Raw genomic sequence first — 16,045 nt, forward strand, 5'->3', positions numbered from 1 at the left:
CGTCGAGGGGGGAGCGATGCGGGGAAGCGACGAACGGTCAGGCTCGCTGTTCAGCTATGTGGACTTGGAGGCTCGGATTCGCTCCGACCATCCGCTGCGAACGATCCGACAGATCGCGAACGCGGCGTTGAATGATCTGTCGAGGGACTTTGACAAGCTCTACACGGCGTTCGGCCGTCCCTCGATCGCACCGGAGAAGCTGCTTCGGGCAATGCTGCTGCAGGCATTCTACGGGATCCGCTCGGAACGGCAGTTGATGGAGCGGCTGGAGTTCGACCTGCTGTTGCGCTGGTTCGTGGGCTTGGGCGTGGACGACCCGGTGTGGGGACCACTCGACCTTCTCGAAGAACCGCGACCGATTGCTTGAAGGTGAGATCGCCGCGAAGTTCTTGAACGCGCTGATGGGGCAGCACCAGGTCAAGCGGCTGTTATCAAGCGAGCATTTTTCGGTCGACGGCACGCTGATCGAGGCGTGGGCATCGATCAAGAGCTTCCGGCGCAAGGACGGCGGTGACCAGGACAGTGATGGACCGGGACGCAACGCCGAGCGCAGTTTCCACAACGAGAAGCGCTGCAACGAGACGCATCAGAGCACGACCGATCCCGAGGCACGGCTCTATAAGAAGGGCGGCGGCCAGCCGGCGAAGCTTTGCTACATCGGCCATGCCCTGATGGAGAACCGCAACGGACTGGCGGTGCTGGGTGGCGTGAGCCGGGCGACCGGAACGGCGGAGCGGGATCAGGCGTTGGCGCTGATCGACTGCCACCGCGGCCAAAGCGAGCGGCGGATCACGCTGGGCGCCGACAAGGCCTATGACGTCACCGCATTCGTCGAGGACTTAAGACGGCGTTCGGTCACGCCGCACATCGCCATCGACGGGCATTTGAGCAAGACCGGAAAGCCGCGCAAGACCGCGATCGACCAGAGGACTCTCCGTCATGCCGGATATGCCGTCAGCCAACGCTGTCGCAAGCGCATCGAGGAGGTGTTCGGCTGGATCAAGGCCTCCGCCGGACTTGCCAAGATCAAGCTGCGAGGCCGCGACCGCGTCAACGCCACCTTCACCCTGGCGCTGGCGGCCTACAACCTGATCCGCTTGCCCAAACTCCTGGCAGCCGCCGCGTGAAACACAAGTCGTGCACCGTCAAGATGCTCGATCAGGACCCTGATGGTGGCGCCGCCCGCAGATCACGCTGACTCCATTCCATATCCGTCTCCGTGGGAAACTTCTTCAACAGCCTGCTAGAACTGAATCCTTACGCCCGCCACAATCGTTGCGGCCACAAAGTCAACGTCCAAGCCGCTTGTCCCGGGCGCCCGCGCCGTGGCAGCATAGCGGGGTTTGGCGTGATTCAGCAGCGGGACATGCATGAGCGCACAACGTAGAAGCTACGAGACGGGCCACAAGCCGAAGTATCTGGTTGTCGTCGATGACAGCGCGGAATGGGACCGCGCGGTCTACTATGCGAGCCGCCGCGCCATCCGTGTCGGCGGCGGCATCGTCATGTTGCGGGTGATCGAGACGGAAGACCGCAATCAGGAATGGCTCGGCGTCGCGGAGGTGATGCGTGCCGAGGCCTATGAAGGCGCCAACGCCGCGCTCGATCGCGCCGCCGGCCGGGCCAACGGCATTGCCGCGATCACGCCGGAACGCGTCATTCGCGAGGGCAATCCGCTCGAACAGATTCTCGATGTCATCGTCCAGGACGTCGATATTTCGATGCTGGTGCTGGCCGCCGCCGGCGGTCCCGAAGGCCCTGGCCCGATCATCACGACGCTGGCCAAAACCGCCGGGAACTTCCCGATTCCGGTGACGATCGTGCCGGGCAGCCTGACCGACGACGAGGTCGATGCGCTGTCCTAGCGCCTGCGGCGATGAGAACTCCTCCCCCATGGGGAGAGGCAAGGAACGACCGTAATAGACTCTAGATCCCATTCGGCCGAAAACGGCCGCCCCGCGCGCCCTTGATCGTGCTTTTGCGATGGCTATCTGCTAAGGGAACCTACGCGCCGGCCTTGAACCGGCGACGACGGAGAGATCGATGTTCATTCAGACCGAAGTCACCCCCAATCCCGCCACCTTGAAGTTCCTTCCGGGCCGCACCGTACTCGGCAAAGGCACGATGGAATTCAACGGCCCCGACACGGCCGGCCGCTCGCAGCTCGCCGTAAGGCTGTTCGCCGTGCACGGCGTCACCGGCGTGTTCTATGGCTCGGACTTCATCACGGTGACGAAGGACGCCAGCGACTGGCAGCATCTCAAGCCGGCCATCCTCGGCGTGATTATGGAACACTACATGTCGGGCGCGCCGCTGTTGGCGGACGGCGAAACTGCGGGGAATGACGAGGCCAACAAAGATGAGGCCGTTGAATTCTTCGACGAAGCAGACGCCGAGACCGTGACCTTGATCAAGGACCTGATCGAAACGCGGGTGCGGCCGGGGGTCGCCGATGACGGCGGCGATATCACCTTCCGCGGCTTCAAGGATGGCGTCGTCTATGTGAACATGAAGGGTTCGTGCTCCGGATGCCCGTCATCGACCGTGACCTTGCGGAACGGCATCCAGAACCTGCTGAAACATTTCGTGCCCGAAGTGGTCGAAGTCCGGCCGGTGTAGCGTCGCGTTTTCTGGCGGCGAGGCCGGTTTCAGAGTTTTGCGACGACAACCATCCGCTTGACCCGGCCGCTCTTGTAGGCGCGCAGGAAAGCGTTGTAGTTCCTGAACGACACGCAGCCGTTGGAATCACCGTTCGGCCCGAGCATGTAGGTATGCGCGAGCAGCCCGGTGCGCCCGTATATCTTGTCCTCGCCGCCGACCGGTTTCAGCCGGATCGCTTCGACGCCGTGGAAAGGGCGCTCGCGCAGCGACAGCTCGTAGGTGTGCGGCGGCGTCACGCCGCGCATTTTCCTGTCGGCATAGCGCGGATCGTCCATCATTTTGCCGAGCCCCGAATGCGCCTCGAGTTTGGTGCCGTCCGGTAGATAGACCGTGCGCGCGGAAATATCGTAGACGGCGGTGAACTGGTCGTATTGCGGGATGCGACCGAGCGTCAGGCTCTCACCCTCGCTCGTCACCCCGCCGTCGGGCGCAGCGAACGCGAGTTGCAGACCACCGGATGCGGGTTTGCCGAACAGCCTCTCGAAGATGGATGGCTTTTTCGGCTCCGGCTCCAGCGCGGCAGCGGCGCTGGCCTGCGCGACCTCGCGGCGGGATGGACCGGCAGCAACCTGCACCTGACGCAGTTCGGCCGGACGAGGCGCCGGCATCGGCACGACCACCGCGACGAGCTGCGGCGCGCGCGGAAGCGGCAGGGTCTCCGGTCCAGCCTGCGCGGGAAGCGAGGCAACCTCTCGCGCAGCCTGAGCCGGCTCCGCCGACAGCCGGAAGGTTCCCGGCGGCGGGCCGAGGAAGCGCGGACCGTAGAGCAATGCCGTGCGGGCCCGCGCGGCGGGATCGTCGATGCTGGCGGCAGCCGCCGTGCGGGCTTCGGTCGTCCCTTGTACGGCTTGCGGCGCGGGCATCTCGCGCAACGCCTCGTACGCGGCCGCGATGCGATCGGCCGGTTCCACCGAGCGGATGGATGTGGCCGGCGGCAGCGATGCCGTGACCAGTTCCGGGTCTCCGCCGGAAACGTTGGCGTAGAGCGTCCAGGCGCAGGCAAGCGCGATGCAACCGAGCGCGGCAGCGCCGAGAATATTTTGTGGAACGGCCTTACGGGGCGATCCGGCGGAATAAACCGCCCCATCATAATAACGCGTGCCCGTAACGTCCGTCATTCGCCCCACGTCCACAGTCGCTCAATGCCCGATCTTTGCAGGCGGCAGCCCGAAGGACTGCATGCCGCCGGCAAATGCGGATTCAAGACTGCATGGCTGATTCGCTGACCCCAAAGTTCCGGCGAACCTGTCGCAGACTTGCGGAGCCATTAAGGCGACTTTTAGTTAAATGCGGATTAAGTGTTGGGCGGAACTCAGGCACACCGAAAAATGCCGGGTTCGCTGCAATCTGGTGTCTAAAACCCGGCTTCGTCTCCCGGAACCGCAGGTAATCCGCCGGGAACGGTGCTAATCTGGCTCCCGATGCTTGTCCTTGCGATCGATACCGCGCTCGATGCCTGCGCCGCCGGCGTGCTGGACACCAAAGCCGGCCGGCTTATCGCCCATGAATCGCTGCCGATGAAGCGCGGGCACGCCGAAGCGCTGATGCCGCTGATTGCCCGCGTCGTCGAATCCGCCGGTATCGCCTTCGCGGCGCTGGACCGCATCGCCGTGACCACCGGCCCCGGCAGTTTCACCGGCCTGCGCGTCGGACTGTCGGCCGCGCGCGGCATCGCGCTGGCCGCCAACAAACCGGCGGTCGGCGTGACGACCCTCATGGCCTATGCCGCGCCGGTTGTCGGCGAGAACCGCGAGGCGCCGGTGATCTCAGCGATCGATGCCCGCCACGACCACGTTTATTTCCAGGCGGTGAGCGGCAACGGCTCGACGCTGGTGCGGCCGCACGTCGCGCCGGTCGAGGAGGCCCTCGCCGCATCGCGTTTCGGCGCGCCGCATCTGGTCGGCAACGCCGCGAAGCTTCTCGCCGACCGCTGGCCCGCGCACGCCCCGCCGCCGGTCGCGGTCGATCCGCAAGCAGCGCCCGATATCGCCTGGGTGGCATGGCTCGGAGCGGCGGTCAGTCCGGATACCGCACCGCCGCGCCCGTACTACCTGCGCGCGCCCGACGCCAAGCCGGCCGGCGATCTCCTGCGCAAAACAGCGAAGCCGGCCGCATCATGATGACCTGGTTCACAGGCAAGGAGCGCGCAACGCCCGTGGTCGAGGCAGCTAGCCCGCACGACGCCGCGCGCCTTGCGGCGATTCACGGTGCATCGTTTCACCGCGGATGGGGCGAAGGCGAATTCGAACTCATGATCGCGGAGCGCAACACGCTGGTTCAGCGGCTGCGGCTGCGAACGACCGTGATCGGCTTCGCGGTGTCGCGCATCGGGGCGGATGAGGCCGAAATCCTCTCGATCGCAATCGACGCCGGCCACCGCGGCCAGCGATTCTCGCGCGATCTGTTGTTCACGCACCTCGGCTACCTCGCCGGGCGCGGCGTACGCACGGTGTTTCTCGAAGTCGAGGAAAATAATCAGCCGGCCCGGCGCCTCTATGAACGCGCCGGCTTTGCCGTCACCGGACGCCGCGAACGCTATTATCGCGAGGCCGGCGGCCAGGAATTGAACGCATTGGTGATGCGCCGCGACTTGTCGTAGTCTGTGCGCAGTGGCAAAAGGAGCCTGGAAGACGATCGGCCAAAAGTCGAATCGGTTTTGCGTCCGGTCGGCCTCCCGAACGTCATTCGCGCGCATTATCTTCACGCCAAGCGAGTTACACCCGGCGAATCATGCGCCATCGGAACCGGACACGTCATGACGGCCCTGAAACCGACGTCTGCGCAGACATCCACCACGATCGAGGCGCGTTGCGCCGCCACCGGAATGCGCATGACCGAACAGCGCCGGGTTATCGCGCGGGTGCTGGCGGAAGCCTCCGATCATCCGGACGTCGAGGAACTCTATCGCCGCTGCGTCGCGGTGGATGACAAGATCTCGATCTCGACGGTCTATCGCACAGTCAAGCTGTTCGAGGACGCCGGCATCATCGAGCGGCACGACTTTCGCGAAGGTCGCGCGCGCTATGAGACGATGCGCGACAGTCACCACGATCATCTGATCAACCTGCGTGACGGCACGGTGATCGAATTCACATCGGATGAAATCGAGAAACTGCAAGCCGAAATCGCTCGCAAACTCGGCTACAGGCTGGTCGATCACCGGCTCGAACTCTATTGCGTCCCGATGGACGACGACAAGTCCTGACCGCCTGTCGACATGCCGCAAAGTCGCTTGCTCGTCAGTGCGGTGCTGACGCAGAGGCAGGCGGCCCCGGACCAGAGGCTGTGCCCGCGCCGGGACGGCTGGCCGGATGCTGGATTTTCCGTGCCCCCGCCTATAAGTGAACTAAGCGCCGATGGCGCGTCCCATCCACCGAGCCAGGTTCCATGACGCCGCCGCGCAAGCTGCATATCAAGTCCTACGGTTGCCAGATGAACGTCTACGACGCCCAGCGCATGGTGGATACGCTGGCGGCGGAAGGTTTCGTCGAGACCGCGAGCGCCGAGGAGGCGGATCTCGTCATTCTCAACACCTGCCACATCCGCGAGAAGGCGTCCGAGAAGGTCTATTCCGAACTCGGCAGGCTGCGCGCCGCCAAGGACCAGGCGGCACGCGACGGCCGCGAGATGAGCGTTGTCGTCGCCGGCTGCGTCGCGCAGGCCGAAGGCGACGAGATCATTCGCCGCGCGCCGGTGGTCGATGTGGTGGTCGGCCCGCAAAGCTATCATCATCTGCCGCAACTTCTGGCGCGCGCCAAGGCCGACGGCCGCGCGCTCGAGACCGAATTTCCGGTCGAGGACAAGTTCGGCTTCCTGCCGCAGCCATCACGGCAGGCGATACGCGCCCGCGGCATCTCCGCATTCGTGACGGTGCAGGAAGGCTGCGACAAGTTCTGCACCTTCTGCGTCGTGCCCTATACGCGCGGCGCCGAGGTGTCGCGTCCGGTGGCGAAGATCGTCGAGGACGTGCAGCGCCTCGCCGACAATGGCGTGCGCGAGATCACCCTGATCGGACAGAACGTCAACGCCTATCATGGCGACGGCCCGGACGGACGGCCCTGGCCGTTCGGCAAGCTGCTGCATCGCCTCGCCGACATTCCGGGGATCGTCCGGCTGCGCTACTCGACCAGCCATCCCCGCGACGTCGAGGACTCGCTGATCGAGGCGCACCGCGATCTCGGCGCGCTGATGCCGTTCGTGCATCTGCCGGTGCAGTCCGGCTCCGACCGCATCCTCGAGGCCATGAATCGCAGACATACCGCTGATGACTACCGCCGCGTTGTCGACCGGTTTCGCCACGTCCGGCAGGATATCGCGTTCTCATCGGACTTTATCGTCGGCTTCCCGGGCGAAACCGAGCAAGATTTTACCGCGACCCTCGCGCTTGTCACGCAAATCGGATACGCTGGCGCCTATTCGTTCAAGTATTCGCCGCGGCCCGGAACGCCAGCGGCGGAGATGAAGGAGACGGTGTCAACGGCCGACATGGACGAGCGACTGGTGCGGCTTCAGAACCTGATCGACAGCCAGCAATCCGCCTTCAACAGGGCTGCGGTTGGCACGACGGTTGATGTGCTGTTCGAACGCGCCGCGCGCAATCCCGGACAGATCGTCGGACGCACCGCCTATCTGCAACCCGCGCATGTCGTGGCCTCAGCGGACATTATCGGACAGATCCTGCCTGTGACGGTCGCAAGCCTCGAGCGCTACAGCCTGCTCGGCTCGCTGGCGTCAGCGCCGGCATCGCGTGCGTCTGCCGACGATGCTCCGCCGGTGGGCGCGTCGTCTCCGGCGATCATGGGAGTCTGAACCCTTGCCCAAGAGCGCATCGGATTCGCCTTCACTCGCCCCCAGTCGGAAACTCGACATGCAAGCCCCGCCCGAAACGCAAGTCGTCATCGATTTCGACGACAATCGCGCGGTGTCAGCGCTGGTCGGCCCTTACGGACAGAATCTCGCGCAACTCGAACGGCGGCTCGGAGTGGTCGTCGATTCGCGCGGCAACCACATCACCATCGCCGGATCACGCGACGGCTGCGACGCGGGACGGCGCGTGCTGGAAACGCTCTATACCCAGGCGGCGCAGGGCCATGATCTCTCGCAGGGCGAGGTCGAGGGCGCGATTCGCGCCGTGATCGCACAAGGCTCGCTGTTCGAATACGACGCCAAGGCGCCGCGCTCGACATTTGAGGCCATCAACCTGCGCAAGCGTCCGGTGCGCGCGCGCACCGCCGCGCAGGACCTCTATATCCGCGCCCTGAAACGCCATGAACTGGTCTTCGGCATCGGCCCCGCCGGCACCGGCAAGACCTGGCTCGCGGTGGCCCAGGCCGCGCAACTGTTCGAGCGCAAGGAAGTCGATCGCATCATCCTGACGCGGCCCGCGGTCGAGGCCGGCGAGCGGCTCGGCTTCCTGCCGGGGGATCTGCGCGAAAAGGTCGATCCCTATCTGCGGCCGATCTATGATGCGCTGTATGACCTGATGGACTCCCGCATCGTCGAACGCGCGCTGCAAAGCGGCGAAATCGAGATCGCGCCACTCGCCTTCATGCGCGGCCGCACCCTGACCAACGCCGCGATCATCCTCGACGAGGCGCAGAACACCACCTCGATGCAGATGAAGATGTTCCTGACGCGACTGGGCGAAAACAGCCGCATGATCGTCACCGGCGACCCCTCGCAGGTCGATCTGCCGAACGGCCAGACGTCGGGACTGGCGGAAGCGACGCGGCTGCTCGATGGCGTCGAGGGCGTGGCTCAGGTGAAATTCACGGCCGGGGACGTGATCCGTCATGAACTGGTGGCGCGGATTGTCGCCGCCTATGAAGGATTGCCGCCGCGGCCGGCAGCCGGCAAGCCATGACATGGATGTCGAAAACGACCGGCCGCCGCGACGCGGCGCTGCCGGCGAAAGAAATTCCGGAACGATGATCTACCCTGCTTTACCTGCAACCGAAGTTCTCGTGGTCGCCGAATGCTGGCGGGCGGAGGCGGGTGCCGAGGCGATCATTCATCGCGCCGTCGAGACCGCCGCCGGGATGGTCGATACCGACACCGGCGACGCCGAACTCGCGATCATGCTGACCGACGACGCCGGCATCCGCACGCTCAACGCCAACTGGCGCGGCATCGACAAGCCAACCAATGTGCTATCGTTCCCGGCGTTGCAGCCGACCGGCGCACCGTCGCCCGACGATGCGCCGCGCATGCTCGGGGACATCGCGATCGCCTATGAAACCCTGCGCCGCGAGGCCTGCGACGAGCACAAGCCGTTCGATCACCACCTGAGTCATCTGACCATCCACGGGTTTCTGCATCTGATCGGTTACGACCACGAAACCGATGAAGAGGCCGGGGAAATGGAAAACCTCGAGCGCAAAATTCTGGCGCGGCTCGGCATACCCGACCCCTATGCGCCGCAAGAACGGATGGCCTGAGTGTCTCCGGAGGAAGAACCCAGCGATATCAGGCCGCCGCAGGACAACCGCAACCTGCCGGTGCCGGTCCACAACGGCGAGGTGTTGCGCCCGGCCTCCGAGCGCTGGCTGATGCGGGCGATCCGCTCGCTGTTCGGATGGAAGGCGGGATCGGTCCGCGCCGACCTTCAGGTGGTGCTCGACGCCTCGACGCCGGACGAGACCAGCTTCACCGCCGTCGAGCGCGCCATGCTGCGCAATATCCTCAACCTGCACGAACGACGCATCGCCGATGTCATGGTCCACCGCGCCGATATCGTCGCGGTCAAGCGCGACATCCCGCTCGGCGAGCTGATCAACCTGTTCGAGAGCGCGGCGCATTCCCGTCTCGTCGTCTACCACGAAAACCTCGACGATCCCGAAGGCATCGTTCATATCCGCGACCTGCTCGCGTTCATGGCCGCGAGGGCGCGCACCGCGATGCCGTCAAAAGCGAAGCGCAAAAAGGCGCCGCCGGCCGGCCTCGACCTGCGCGCGATCGATCTGGCGCTGCCGCTGTGCGAAGCCAACATCACCCGCAAGCTGCTCTACGTGCCGCCGTCGATGCCGGCGATCGACCTGCTGGCGCAGATGCAGGCGACGCGCATCCATCTGGCGCTCGTGGTCGATGAATATGGCGGCACCGACGGCCTGGTGTCGCTCGAGGACATCGTCGAGCAGATCGTCGGCGAAATCGACGACGAGCACGACGGCGACGAGCCGCCCTCCATCGTGCGCCAGGCCGACCATTCCTTCATCGCCGATGCGCGCGCCAGCCTGGAGGACGTCCGCGCCATGATCGGCGACGAGTTCGTGATCGGTGAAGCGGGCGAGGACGTCGATACGCTCGGCGGCTTTCTCGTCACCCATGTCGGCCGCCTGCCGGTGCGGGGCGAGGTCATTTCAGGACCGGGCCCGTTCGAGATCGAAGTGCTCGATGCCGACCCGCGCCGCGTCAAGCGGCTGCGGATCGGGTTGCGCAAGGAGCGGCCCGCCGTCCGCCCGCGCGACGGGCGGCGGCGCGAGGCCGCGCCGGATGCGCCCTCGCAACCGCAAGGCGACCCGGCCTCTCCGTCATTGCCGGACGATGGAGGCGAAACCCCGTGAGCCTGAGCCTTGCAGGCAGCGCCCGGACCACGGGCCTTGCCGTCACGCTGTCATGGGGCTGGAAGCGCGCCGTCATTGCGCTTCTCGCCGGCGCTGCGTCTTCGCTTGCGATGGAACCGTTCAATGCCTGGCCGTTGCTGTTCGTCACCTTTCCGATCGCGATCTGGCTGATCGACGGCGCCGGCGCTGGGCGCATCGGCGGCGTGCCGGCCGCGGCGCTGGCGGGATGGCTGTTCGGCTTCGGCTATTTCGTTCCGGGGCTGTACTGGATCGGCAACGCCTTTCTGGTCGATGCCCAGACCTTCGCATGGCTGATGCCGTTCGCCGTCATCGGCCTGCCGGCCTATCTCGCACTCTTTACGGCGCTCGGTTTCGCCCTGGCGCGCTTGATCTGGACCCGGGACGCCTCGCGCATTCTCGCGCTCGCCGTGGCGCTCACGGTCGGCGAATGGCTGCGCGGGCATGTCCTGACGGGATTCCCGTGGAATGCATTCGGCTATGCGCTGACCGAACCGCTGGCGCTGGCGCAAACCGCGTCGCTGATCGGACTGTGGGGTCTGACATTCCTCAGCGTCGCGATCTTCGCAAGCCCCGCCGTGCTGATCGACGGACGCAGCCGCAGCCAAAGACCATGGATCGCCCCGGTCACCGCCGTCAGTCTGCTCCTCGCCATGGGTGTCTACGGCGCGGTCAGGCTGTCGCGTCATCCGACGGAGTTCACAGACAACGTCAAACTGCGCATCATGCAGCCCAATCTGGCGCAGGACGTTCGCTTCAACTATTCCGCCAAGGCGGCGGTGATGCACAAATATCTGACGCTCTCCGACCGCGCCACCGGACCGCATTCGACCGGCGTCAGCAGCGCCACCATCCTGATCTGGCCGGAATCGGCGTTCCCGTTTTTTCTCACCCGCGAAGCCGACGCCATGGCCGAGATCGCCGACCTCTTGCCGAAGGGCACGATCCTGATTACCGGCGCGGTGCGCGCGCCCGACCTGCCGCCGGGCGTCAGGATCACCCGGGCCTACAACTCGATCTATGTCATCGACGACGACGGAACTATCCTTTCAACTTACGACAAGCTCCACCTGGTGCCGTTCGGCGAATTTTTGCCGTTCCAAGGCCTGATGGAAAAGCTCGGCTTCGTTCAGCTCACCAAGGTTCAGGGCGGCTTCATTCCGGGGACGGGGCGGCGGACCATCGCACTTCCGAACGCGCCGAGCGTGCTCCCGCTGATCTGCTATGAGGCGATCTTCCCGGGCGACATCGAATCCCGCGGCGGCCGGCCCGGCTGGATCGTCAACCTCACCAACGACGGCTGGTTCGGGATCAGCACCGGGCCCCATCAGCACCTTCAGCAGGCGCGGATGCGGGCGATCGAGGAAGGACTACCCCTTGTGCGCGCGGCGAACACCGGTATTTCGGTGGTCACCGATCCCGTAGGGCGTATTGTTGCACAGCTCGATCTCGGCGTCGAAGGCGTGCTGGATTCCCGCCTGCCCGTTGCGATTGCGCCGACGCCCTACGCCCGCGCGGGGGATATTCCCGCCGCAATCATGGTGACCATCGCGCTTGTGGTGGTGATTCGACGGCGGCGCGAGCACGAGCGACGACGCGTATAGACGCCGATGGAAACTTGATGCGCGCTTTCGCACGATCGATATAATTCGTGTAACTATTTGCACGACTGGTATAATGTGGGGGGTTGAAACCGCCCGATATTGAATACGAACTTTATTACGTGATCGAGCTGAGTTTGACGATAATGGCACGGGGAACGTATCTCATGGATCGTGGCCCCATCCGAGGAGACCAACGAGATGTCGACCAAGGCGCCCAATCCTGTTGACAAGCATGTCGGCAGCCGTGTGCGCATGCGCCGCATCATGCTGGGCATGAGCCAGGAAAAGCTCGGCGAGGCTCTGGGGCTGACATTCCAGCAGGTTCAGAAGTACGAGAAGGGCACTAATCGCGTCGGCGCGAGCCGCATCCAGCAGATTTCCGACATCCTGCAGGTTCCGGTCTCGTTTCTGTTCGAGGGCAGCCCAGGCACAGGCATCGCCGTGGCCGGCGGTCTGAGCGAGGCGCCATCCCCTGCCTACGTCTCCGACTTTCTCGCGACCTCCGAAGGTCTCGCGCTAACCCGCGCATTCACGCGGATCACCGACGCGAAACTCCGCCGCAGCATCGTCGACCTGGTCGAGCAGATCGCGGCCCGCGAACCGCCCGACCGGCGCTAGGCGTCGGCCCTTGCACCCGCCACCACCGAACGTTGCGATGACGGCTGCCGCTTCCGATCCTCACAACCCTCGCTCTTCTGCCGATGACACCGCATCGCCTCGCTGCGAGTCCGGTCAAGGCTCATTTTTCGGGCGCCGCAAGGGACACAAGCTGCGGCCGCACCAGAACGGGCTGATCGAGCATCTGCTGCCGCGTCTCAGCCTCGATCCCGGCGCGAGCGGACCATCGGACCCGGCTACGCTGTTCGGCCGGCCGGTTAAGGAGATGCGTATCGAGATCGGCTTCGGCGGCGGCGAGCATCTTGTCGCCGAGGCGCTGGCGTTTCCGCGCACCGGCTTCATCGGCTGCGAACCCTACGTCAACGGCATGGCCAAGATCCTCTCTCAGATCGAGGCGCACGATATCGGCAACATCCGCCTGCTCGCCGGCGATGCATCGGAGCTGCTGGCGTGGCTGCCGCGCGCATCGCTGGCGCGGATCGACCTGATCCATCCCGACCCGTGGCCCAAGCGCCGTCACTGGAAGCGCCGTTTCGTTCAGGACGCGACGGTTGCGGAGATGGCGCGCGTGCTTCGGCCCGGCGGCGAATTCCGCTTCGTCAGCGATATCGCCGACTACTGCGCATGGACGCTGTCGCATCTGGCGCGATCGCCGGGTTTCCTTTGGCTCGCCGAACGCGCCACCGACTGGCACAATCCGTGGCCGGACTACACCATGACGCGCTACGGCCGCAAAGCCGAGCGCGAAGGCCGCCGCGCCGCGTATCTGCGGTTTCGACGCGAAAGCGACGCCGCACAGGCCTGACCTCTTTCAGACCGGTGCCCGCCGCCTCTTCGCATCGCGGCAACCCCCGACGCCGCGGCTGCAGCGACGAAATCCGCCCCTCATGGCTTCGCCGGGCCTTGCCGAGGAGCGCGAAAACGGCTATATCGGTGGTAACTTTTCTCATACGACCACGTATCGAGAGTGGGGCCCGTCGGGACCCGCTCTTTTTTATTACCTGAACGGACCTCATGCGCCGCGGCGCATCCAGGTTCCTTTCAGTCAGCAACCGCCGACCGGACGACAACATGGTCCGGCACAGCCCGCGACAGTCGGGCCAACCCTTGCAGACCGATCCTTGACCCTGGATATGACCGATCCCGTTGACCAGATCCCCGACCATGAGCTGCTCGACGAGCCGCGTCTGGTGGTCGAGCCCGGCGTCGCCGCGCGCGTCTCGTCGGTCGTCGCCCCGGTCCTGCAAGGCATGGGATACCGCCTGGTCCGCATCAAGGTGTCGGGCGAATACGGCTGCACGGTCCAGATCATGGCCGAGCGGCCTGACGGATCGATGCAGATAGAGGATTGCGAGGCGATCTCGAAGGCCCTGTCGCCGGTGCTCGATGTCGCCGATCCGATCGACAAGGCCTATCGGCTGGAAATCTCCTCGCCCGGCATCGACCGGCCGCTGGTGCGCCGGTCCGACTTCGAACGCCACGCCGGCCACCTCGTGAAGGTCGAGATGGCCGTCGCTCACCAGGGCCGCAAGCGGTTCCGCGGCATCCTTCAGGGCGTCAAGGACAACGCGATACGCCTGCATCGGGACGACGTGCAAAATGTCGACGAAAGCGAGGTCCTGCTGGTCATGGAGGATATCGCCGACGCCCGGCTGGTTCTGACCGACGAGTTGATTGCGGAATCGATGCGGCGGGGCAAGATCGCGGAACGCGAGATGAAGCGGGATCTCGGCATTCTGCCCCCGCCTCCGCCGCACGCGAAAAACGATCCGGCCAGGAGCCCGGCGAGGCGTAACGCGCCGAAACCGAAACTCAAGAGCACGGCGAAAGCCCACGAGAAGAAGCCGCCGAAGAACACCAAGGAACATCGTCTGGCCGCGGAAAGACTGCGGCGCGGCGAGATCGATCCCATCGAAGGAGAATAAGTCATGGCCGCTGTCAGCGCCAATAAACTCGAACTGCTGCAGATTGCAGATGCGGTGGCGCGGGAAAAGTCCATCGACCGCGGCATCGTGATCGCCGCGATGGAGGACGCCATCGCCAAGGCGGCGCGGGCGCGCTACGGCAGCGAGACCGATGTTCATGCGGAGATTCACCCGAAGACCGGGCAGCTCCAGCTCACCCGCCACATGCTGGTGGTCGATGAGATCGAGAATGCCGCGAACCAGATCTCGCTGAAGGACGCCCAGAGGGCCAACCCGGGCGCACAGATCGGCGACACCATCGCCGACACGCTGCCGCCGCTGGAATATGGCCGCATCGCCGCGCAGTCCGCCAAACAGGTGATCGTGCAGAAGGTGCGCGAGGCCGAGCGCGACCGGCAGTATCAGGAATTCAAGGACCGCATCGGCGACATCGTCAACGGCATCGTCAAGCGTGTCGAATATGGCAGCGTCATCGTCGACCTCGGCCGCGGCGAGGCCGTGGTGCGGCGCGACGAGATGCTGCCGCGCGAGGTGTTCCGCAACGGCGACCGCGTCCGCGCCTATATTTTCGACGTGCGGCGCGAAACCCGCGGTCCGCAGATCTTCCTGTCGCGCACCCATCCGCAATTCATGGTGAAGCTGTTCACGCAGGAAGTGCCGGAAATCTACGACGGCATTGTCGAGATCAAGGCGGTGGCGCGCGATCCCGGTTCTCGCGCGAAGATCGGCGTGATTTCCCGGGATTCCTCGGTCGATCCCGTTGGCGCCTGTGTCGGCATGCGCGGCTCGCGGGTTCAGGCGGTCGTCAACGAACTGCAGGGCGAGAAGATCGACATCATACCGTGGTCGCCGGACATCGCGACGTTCGTCGTCAACGCGCTGGCGCCGGCGGAAGTCGCGAAGGTCGTGATCGACGAGGACCGTGAGCGGATCGAGGTCGTGGTCCCCGACACCAACAACCAGTTGTCGCTGGCGATCGGACGGCGCGGACAGAACGTGCGCCTCGCCTCGCAACTGACCGGCTGGGACATCGACATCCTGACCGAGCAGGAGGAATCGGAGCGGCGCCAGGCCGACTTCGAGAACGCGACCCGCATGTTCATGGAAGCGCTCAACGTCGACGAGGTCGTGGGCCAGTTGCTGGCGTCGGAAGGGTTTATGTCGGTTGAAGAGCTGACGCTGGTCGAAACGCGGGAACTCGCCGGCATCGAGGGATTCGACGACGAAACCGCAAACGAGCTGCAGAGCCGCGCCCGCGAATATCTGGAGCAGCTCGAGGCCGAACTGGACAACAGGCGCAAGGAGCTTGGCGTGGACGATGCCCTGAAGACGGTGCCCGGCGTGACCTCGAAGATGCTGGTGAAACTCGGCGAGAACGAGGTCAGGACCGTCGAGGATCTGGCCGGCTGCGCCACCGACGATCTGGTCGGTTGGACCGAGCGCAAGGACGGCGAAGCGGTCAAGCACGCCGGCTATCTCGACGGCATCGAGGTCTCGCGCGAGGACGCCGAGGCCATTATCATGCAGGCGCGCCTGATCGCCGGCTGGATCACCGAAGCCGACCTTGCGAAATCGGCGGAGGAAGCCCCCGCCGCCGAAGATCAGCCGGCTTGAGGCCCGTGTTCCGCGAAAGAAGACATCGGCTTGGCGCGAAGAC

Annotated in this window: 15 protein-coding genes and 1 pseudogene; 15 read left to right on the plus strand and 1 reads right to left on the minus strand. The window is 65.1% G+C overall.

Annotation, left to right across the window (positions count from 1 at the left end):
- Window positions 1-16: 16 nt before the first annotated feature.
- From NHAM_RS00065 to NHAM_RS00075, 3 genes and pseudogenes are all read left to right on the plus strand, one after another.
- A pseudogene (locus NHAM_RS00065) lies at window positions 17-1,127 on the plus strand (IS5-like element ISNha7 family transposase).
- A gap of 243 nt (window positions 1,128-1,370) precedes the next feature.
- Window positions 1,371-1,865, plus strand: a complete 495-nt coding sequence (locus tag NHAM_RS00070; RefSeq protein ID WP_011508624.1) for a universal stress protein — start codon at window positions 1,371-1,373, stop codon at window positions 1,863-1,865.
- Between the two features lie 178 nt (window positions 1,866-2,043).
- A complete protein-coding gene (locus NHAM_RS00075; RefSeq protein WP_011508625.1) occupies window positions 2,044-2,619 on the plus strand; it encodes a NifU family protein in 576 nt (191 codons plus the stop codon).
- Between the two features lie 29 nt (window positions 2,620-2,648).
- Here NHAM_RS00075 and NHAM_RS00080 read toward each other — a convergent pair whose 3' ends face one another.
- Window positions 2,649-3,779, minus strand: coding sequence for a DUF2778 domain-containing protein (locus NHAM_RS00080; RefSeq protein WP_011508626.1), 1,131 nt, complete (start codon window positions 3,777-3,779; stop codon window positions 2,649-2,651).
- A 303-nt stretch (window positions 3,780-4,082) separates the two neighbouring features.
- Here NHAM_RS00080 and tsaB point away from each other — a divergent pair, with 303 nt between their 5' ends.
- The 12 genes from tsaB to nusA all read left to right on the plus strand — a co-directional run bounded on the left by tsaB (window position 4,083) and on the right by nusA (window position 16,002).
- Window positions 4,083-4,781, plus strand: a complete 699-nt coding sequence (gene tsaB / locus NHAM_RS00085; protein ID WP_011508627.1) for a tRNA (adenosine(37)-N6)-threonylcarbamoyltransferase complex dimerization subunit type 1 TsaB — start codon at window positions 4,083-4,085, stop codon at window positions 4,779-4,781.
- Entirely contained in the window at window positions 4,778-5,260 is a 483-nt protein-coding gene (locus tag NHAM_RS00090) for a GNAT family N-acetyltransferase (RefSeq protein ID WP_011508628.1), read from the plus strand. The genes tsaB and NHAM_RS00090 overlap by 4 nt, the downstream gene beginning before the upstream one ends.
- 156 nt (window positions 5,261-5,416) lie before the next feature.
- Entirely contained in the window at window positions 5,417-5,866 is a 450-nt protein-coding gene (locus NHAM_RS00095; protein WP_011508629.1) for a Fur family transcriptional regulator, read from the plus strand.
- Between the two features lie 182 nt (window positions 5,867-6,048).
- Complete coding sequence (gene miaB, locus NHAM_RS00100) at window positions 6,049-7,470, plus strand: tRNA (N6-isopentenyl adenosine(37)-C2)-methylthiotransferase MiaB (protein WP_011508630.1); 1,422 nt, start codon at window positions 6,049-6,051, stop codon at window positions 7,468-7,470.
- A gap of 4 nt (window positions 7,471-7,474) precedes the next feature.
- The gene (locus tag NHAM_RS00105) at window positions 7,475-8,524 is read left to right on the plus strand and encodes a PhoH family protein (protein WP_011508631.1); all 1,050 of its coding nucleotides are present in this window, start codon (window positions 7,475-7,477) and stop codon (window positions 8,522-8,524) included.
- A 64-nt stretch (window positions 8,525-8,588) separates the two neighbouring features.
- The gene (gene ybeY / locus NHAM_RS00110) at window positions 8,589-9,098 is read left to right on the plus strand and encodes an rRNA maturation RNase YbeY (protein ID WP_041358531.1); all 510 of its coding nucleotides are present in this window, start codon (window positions 8,589-8,591) and stop codon (window positions 9,096-9,098) included.
- On the plus strand, window positions 9,099-10,223 hold the full coding sequence (locus tag NHAM_RS00115; protein ID WP_011508633.1) for a hemolysin family protein: 1,125 nt from the start codon (window positions 9,099-9,101) through the stop codon (window positions 10,221-10,223).
- Window positions 10,224-10,225: 2 nt separating this feature from the next.
- A complete protein-coding gene (gene lnt / locus NHAM_RS00120) occupies window positions 10,226-11,845 on the plus strand; it encodes an apolipoprotein N-acyltransferase (RefSeq protein WP_041358533.1) in 1,620 nt (539 codons plus the stop codon).
- Between the two features lie 198 nt (window positions 11,846-12,043).
- Entirely contained in the window at window positions 12,044-12,463 is a 420-nt protein-coding gene (locus NHAM_RS00125) for a helix-turn-helix domain-containing protein (RefSeq protein ID WP_011508635.1), read from the plus strand.
- Between the two features lie 37 nt (window positions 12,464-12,500).
- Window positions 12,501-13,268 carry a tRNA (guanosine(46)-N7)-methyltransferase TrmB gene (gene trmB / locus NHAM_RS00130; RefSeq protein WP_011508636.1) on the plus strand — a complete coding sequence of 256 codons (768 nt, stop codon included), beginning with the start codon at window positions 12,501-12,503 and terminating at the stop codon, window positions 13,266-13,268.
- Between the two features lie 328 nt (window positions 13,269-13,596).
- Window positions 13,597-14,388, plus strand: a complete 792-nt coding sequence (rimP, locus tag NHAM_RS00135) for a ribosome maturation factor RimP (RefSeq protein WP_011508637.1) — start codon at window positions 13,597-13,599, stop codon at window positions 14,386-14,388.
- A gap of 3 nt (window positions 14,389-14,391) precedes the next feature.
- Window positions 14,392-16,002: a transcription termination factor NusA gene (gene nusA, locus NHAM_RS00140; RefSeq protein ID WP_011508638.1), complete on the plus strand. Its 1,611-nt coding sequence runs from the start codon at window positions 14,392-14,394 to the stop codon at window positions 16,000-16,002.
- Window positions 16,003-16,045: the final 43 nt, after the last annotated feature.

The organism is Nitrobacter hamburgensis X14 (assembly GCF_000013885.1).
Classification (GTDB): domain Bacteria; phylum Pseudomonadota; class Alphaproteobacteria; order Rhizobiales; family Xanthobacteraceae; genus Nitrobacter; species Nitrobacter hamburgensis.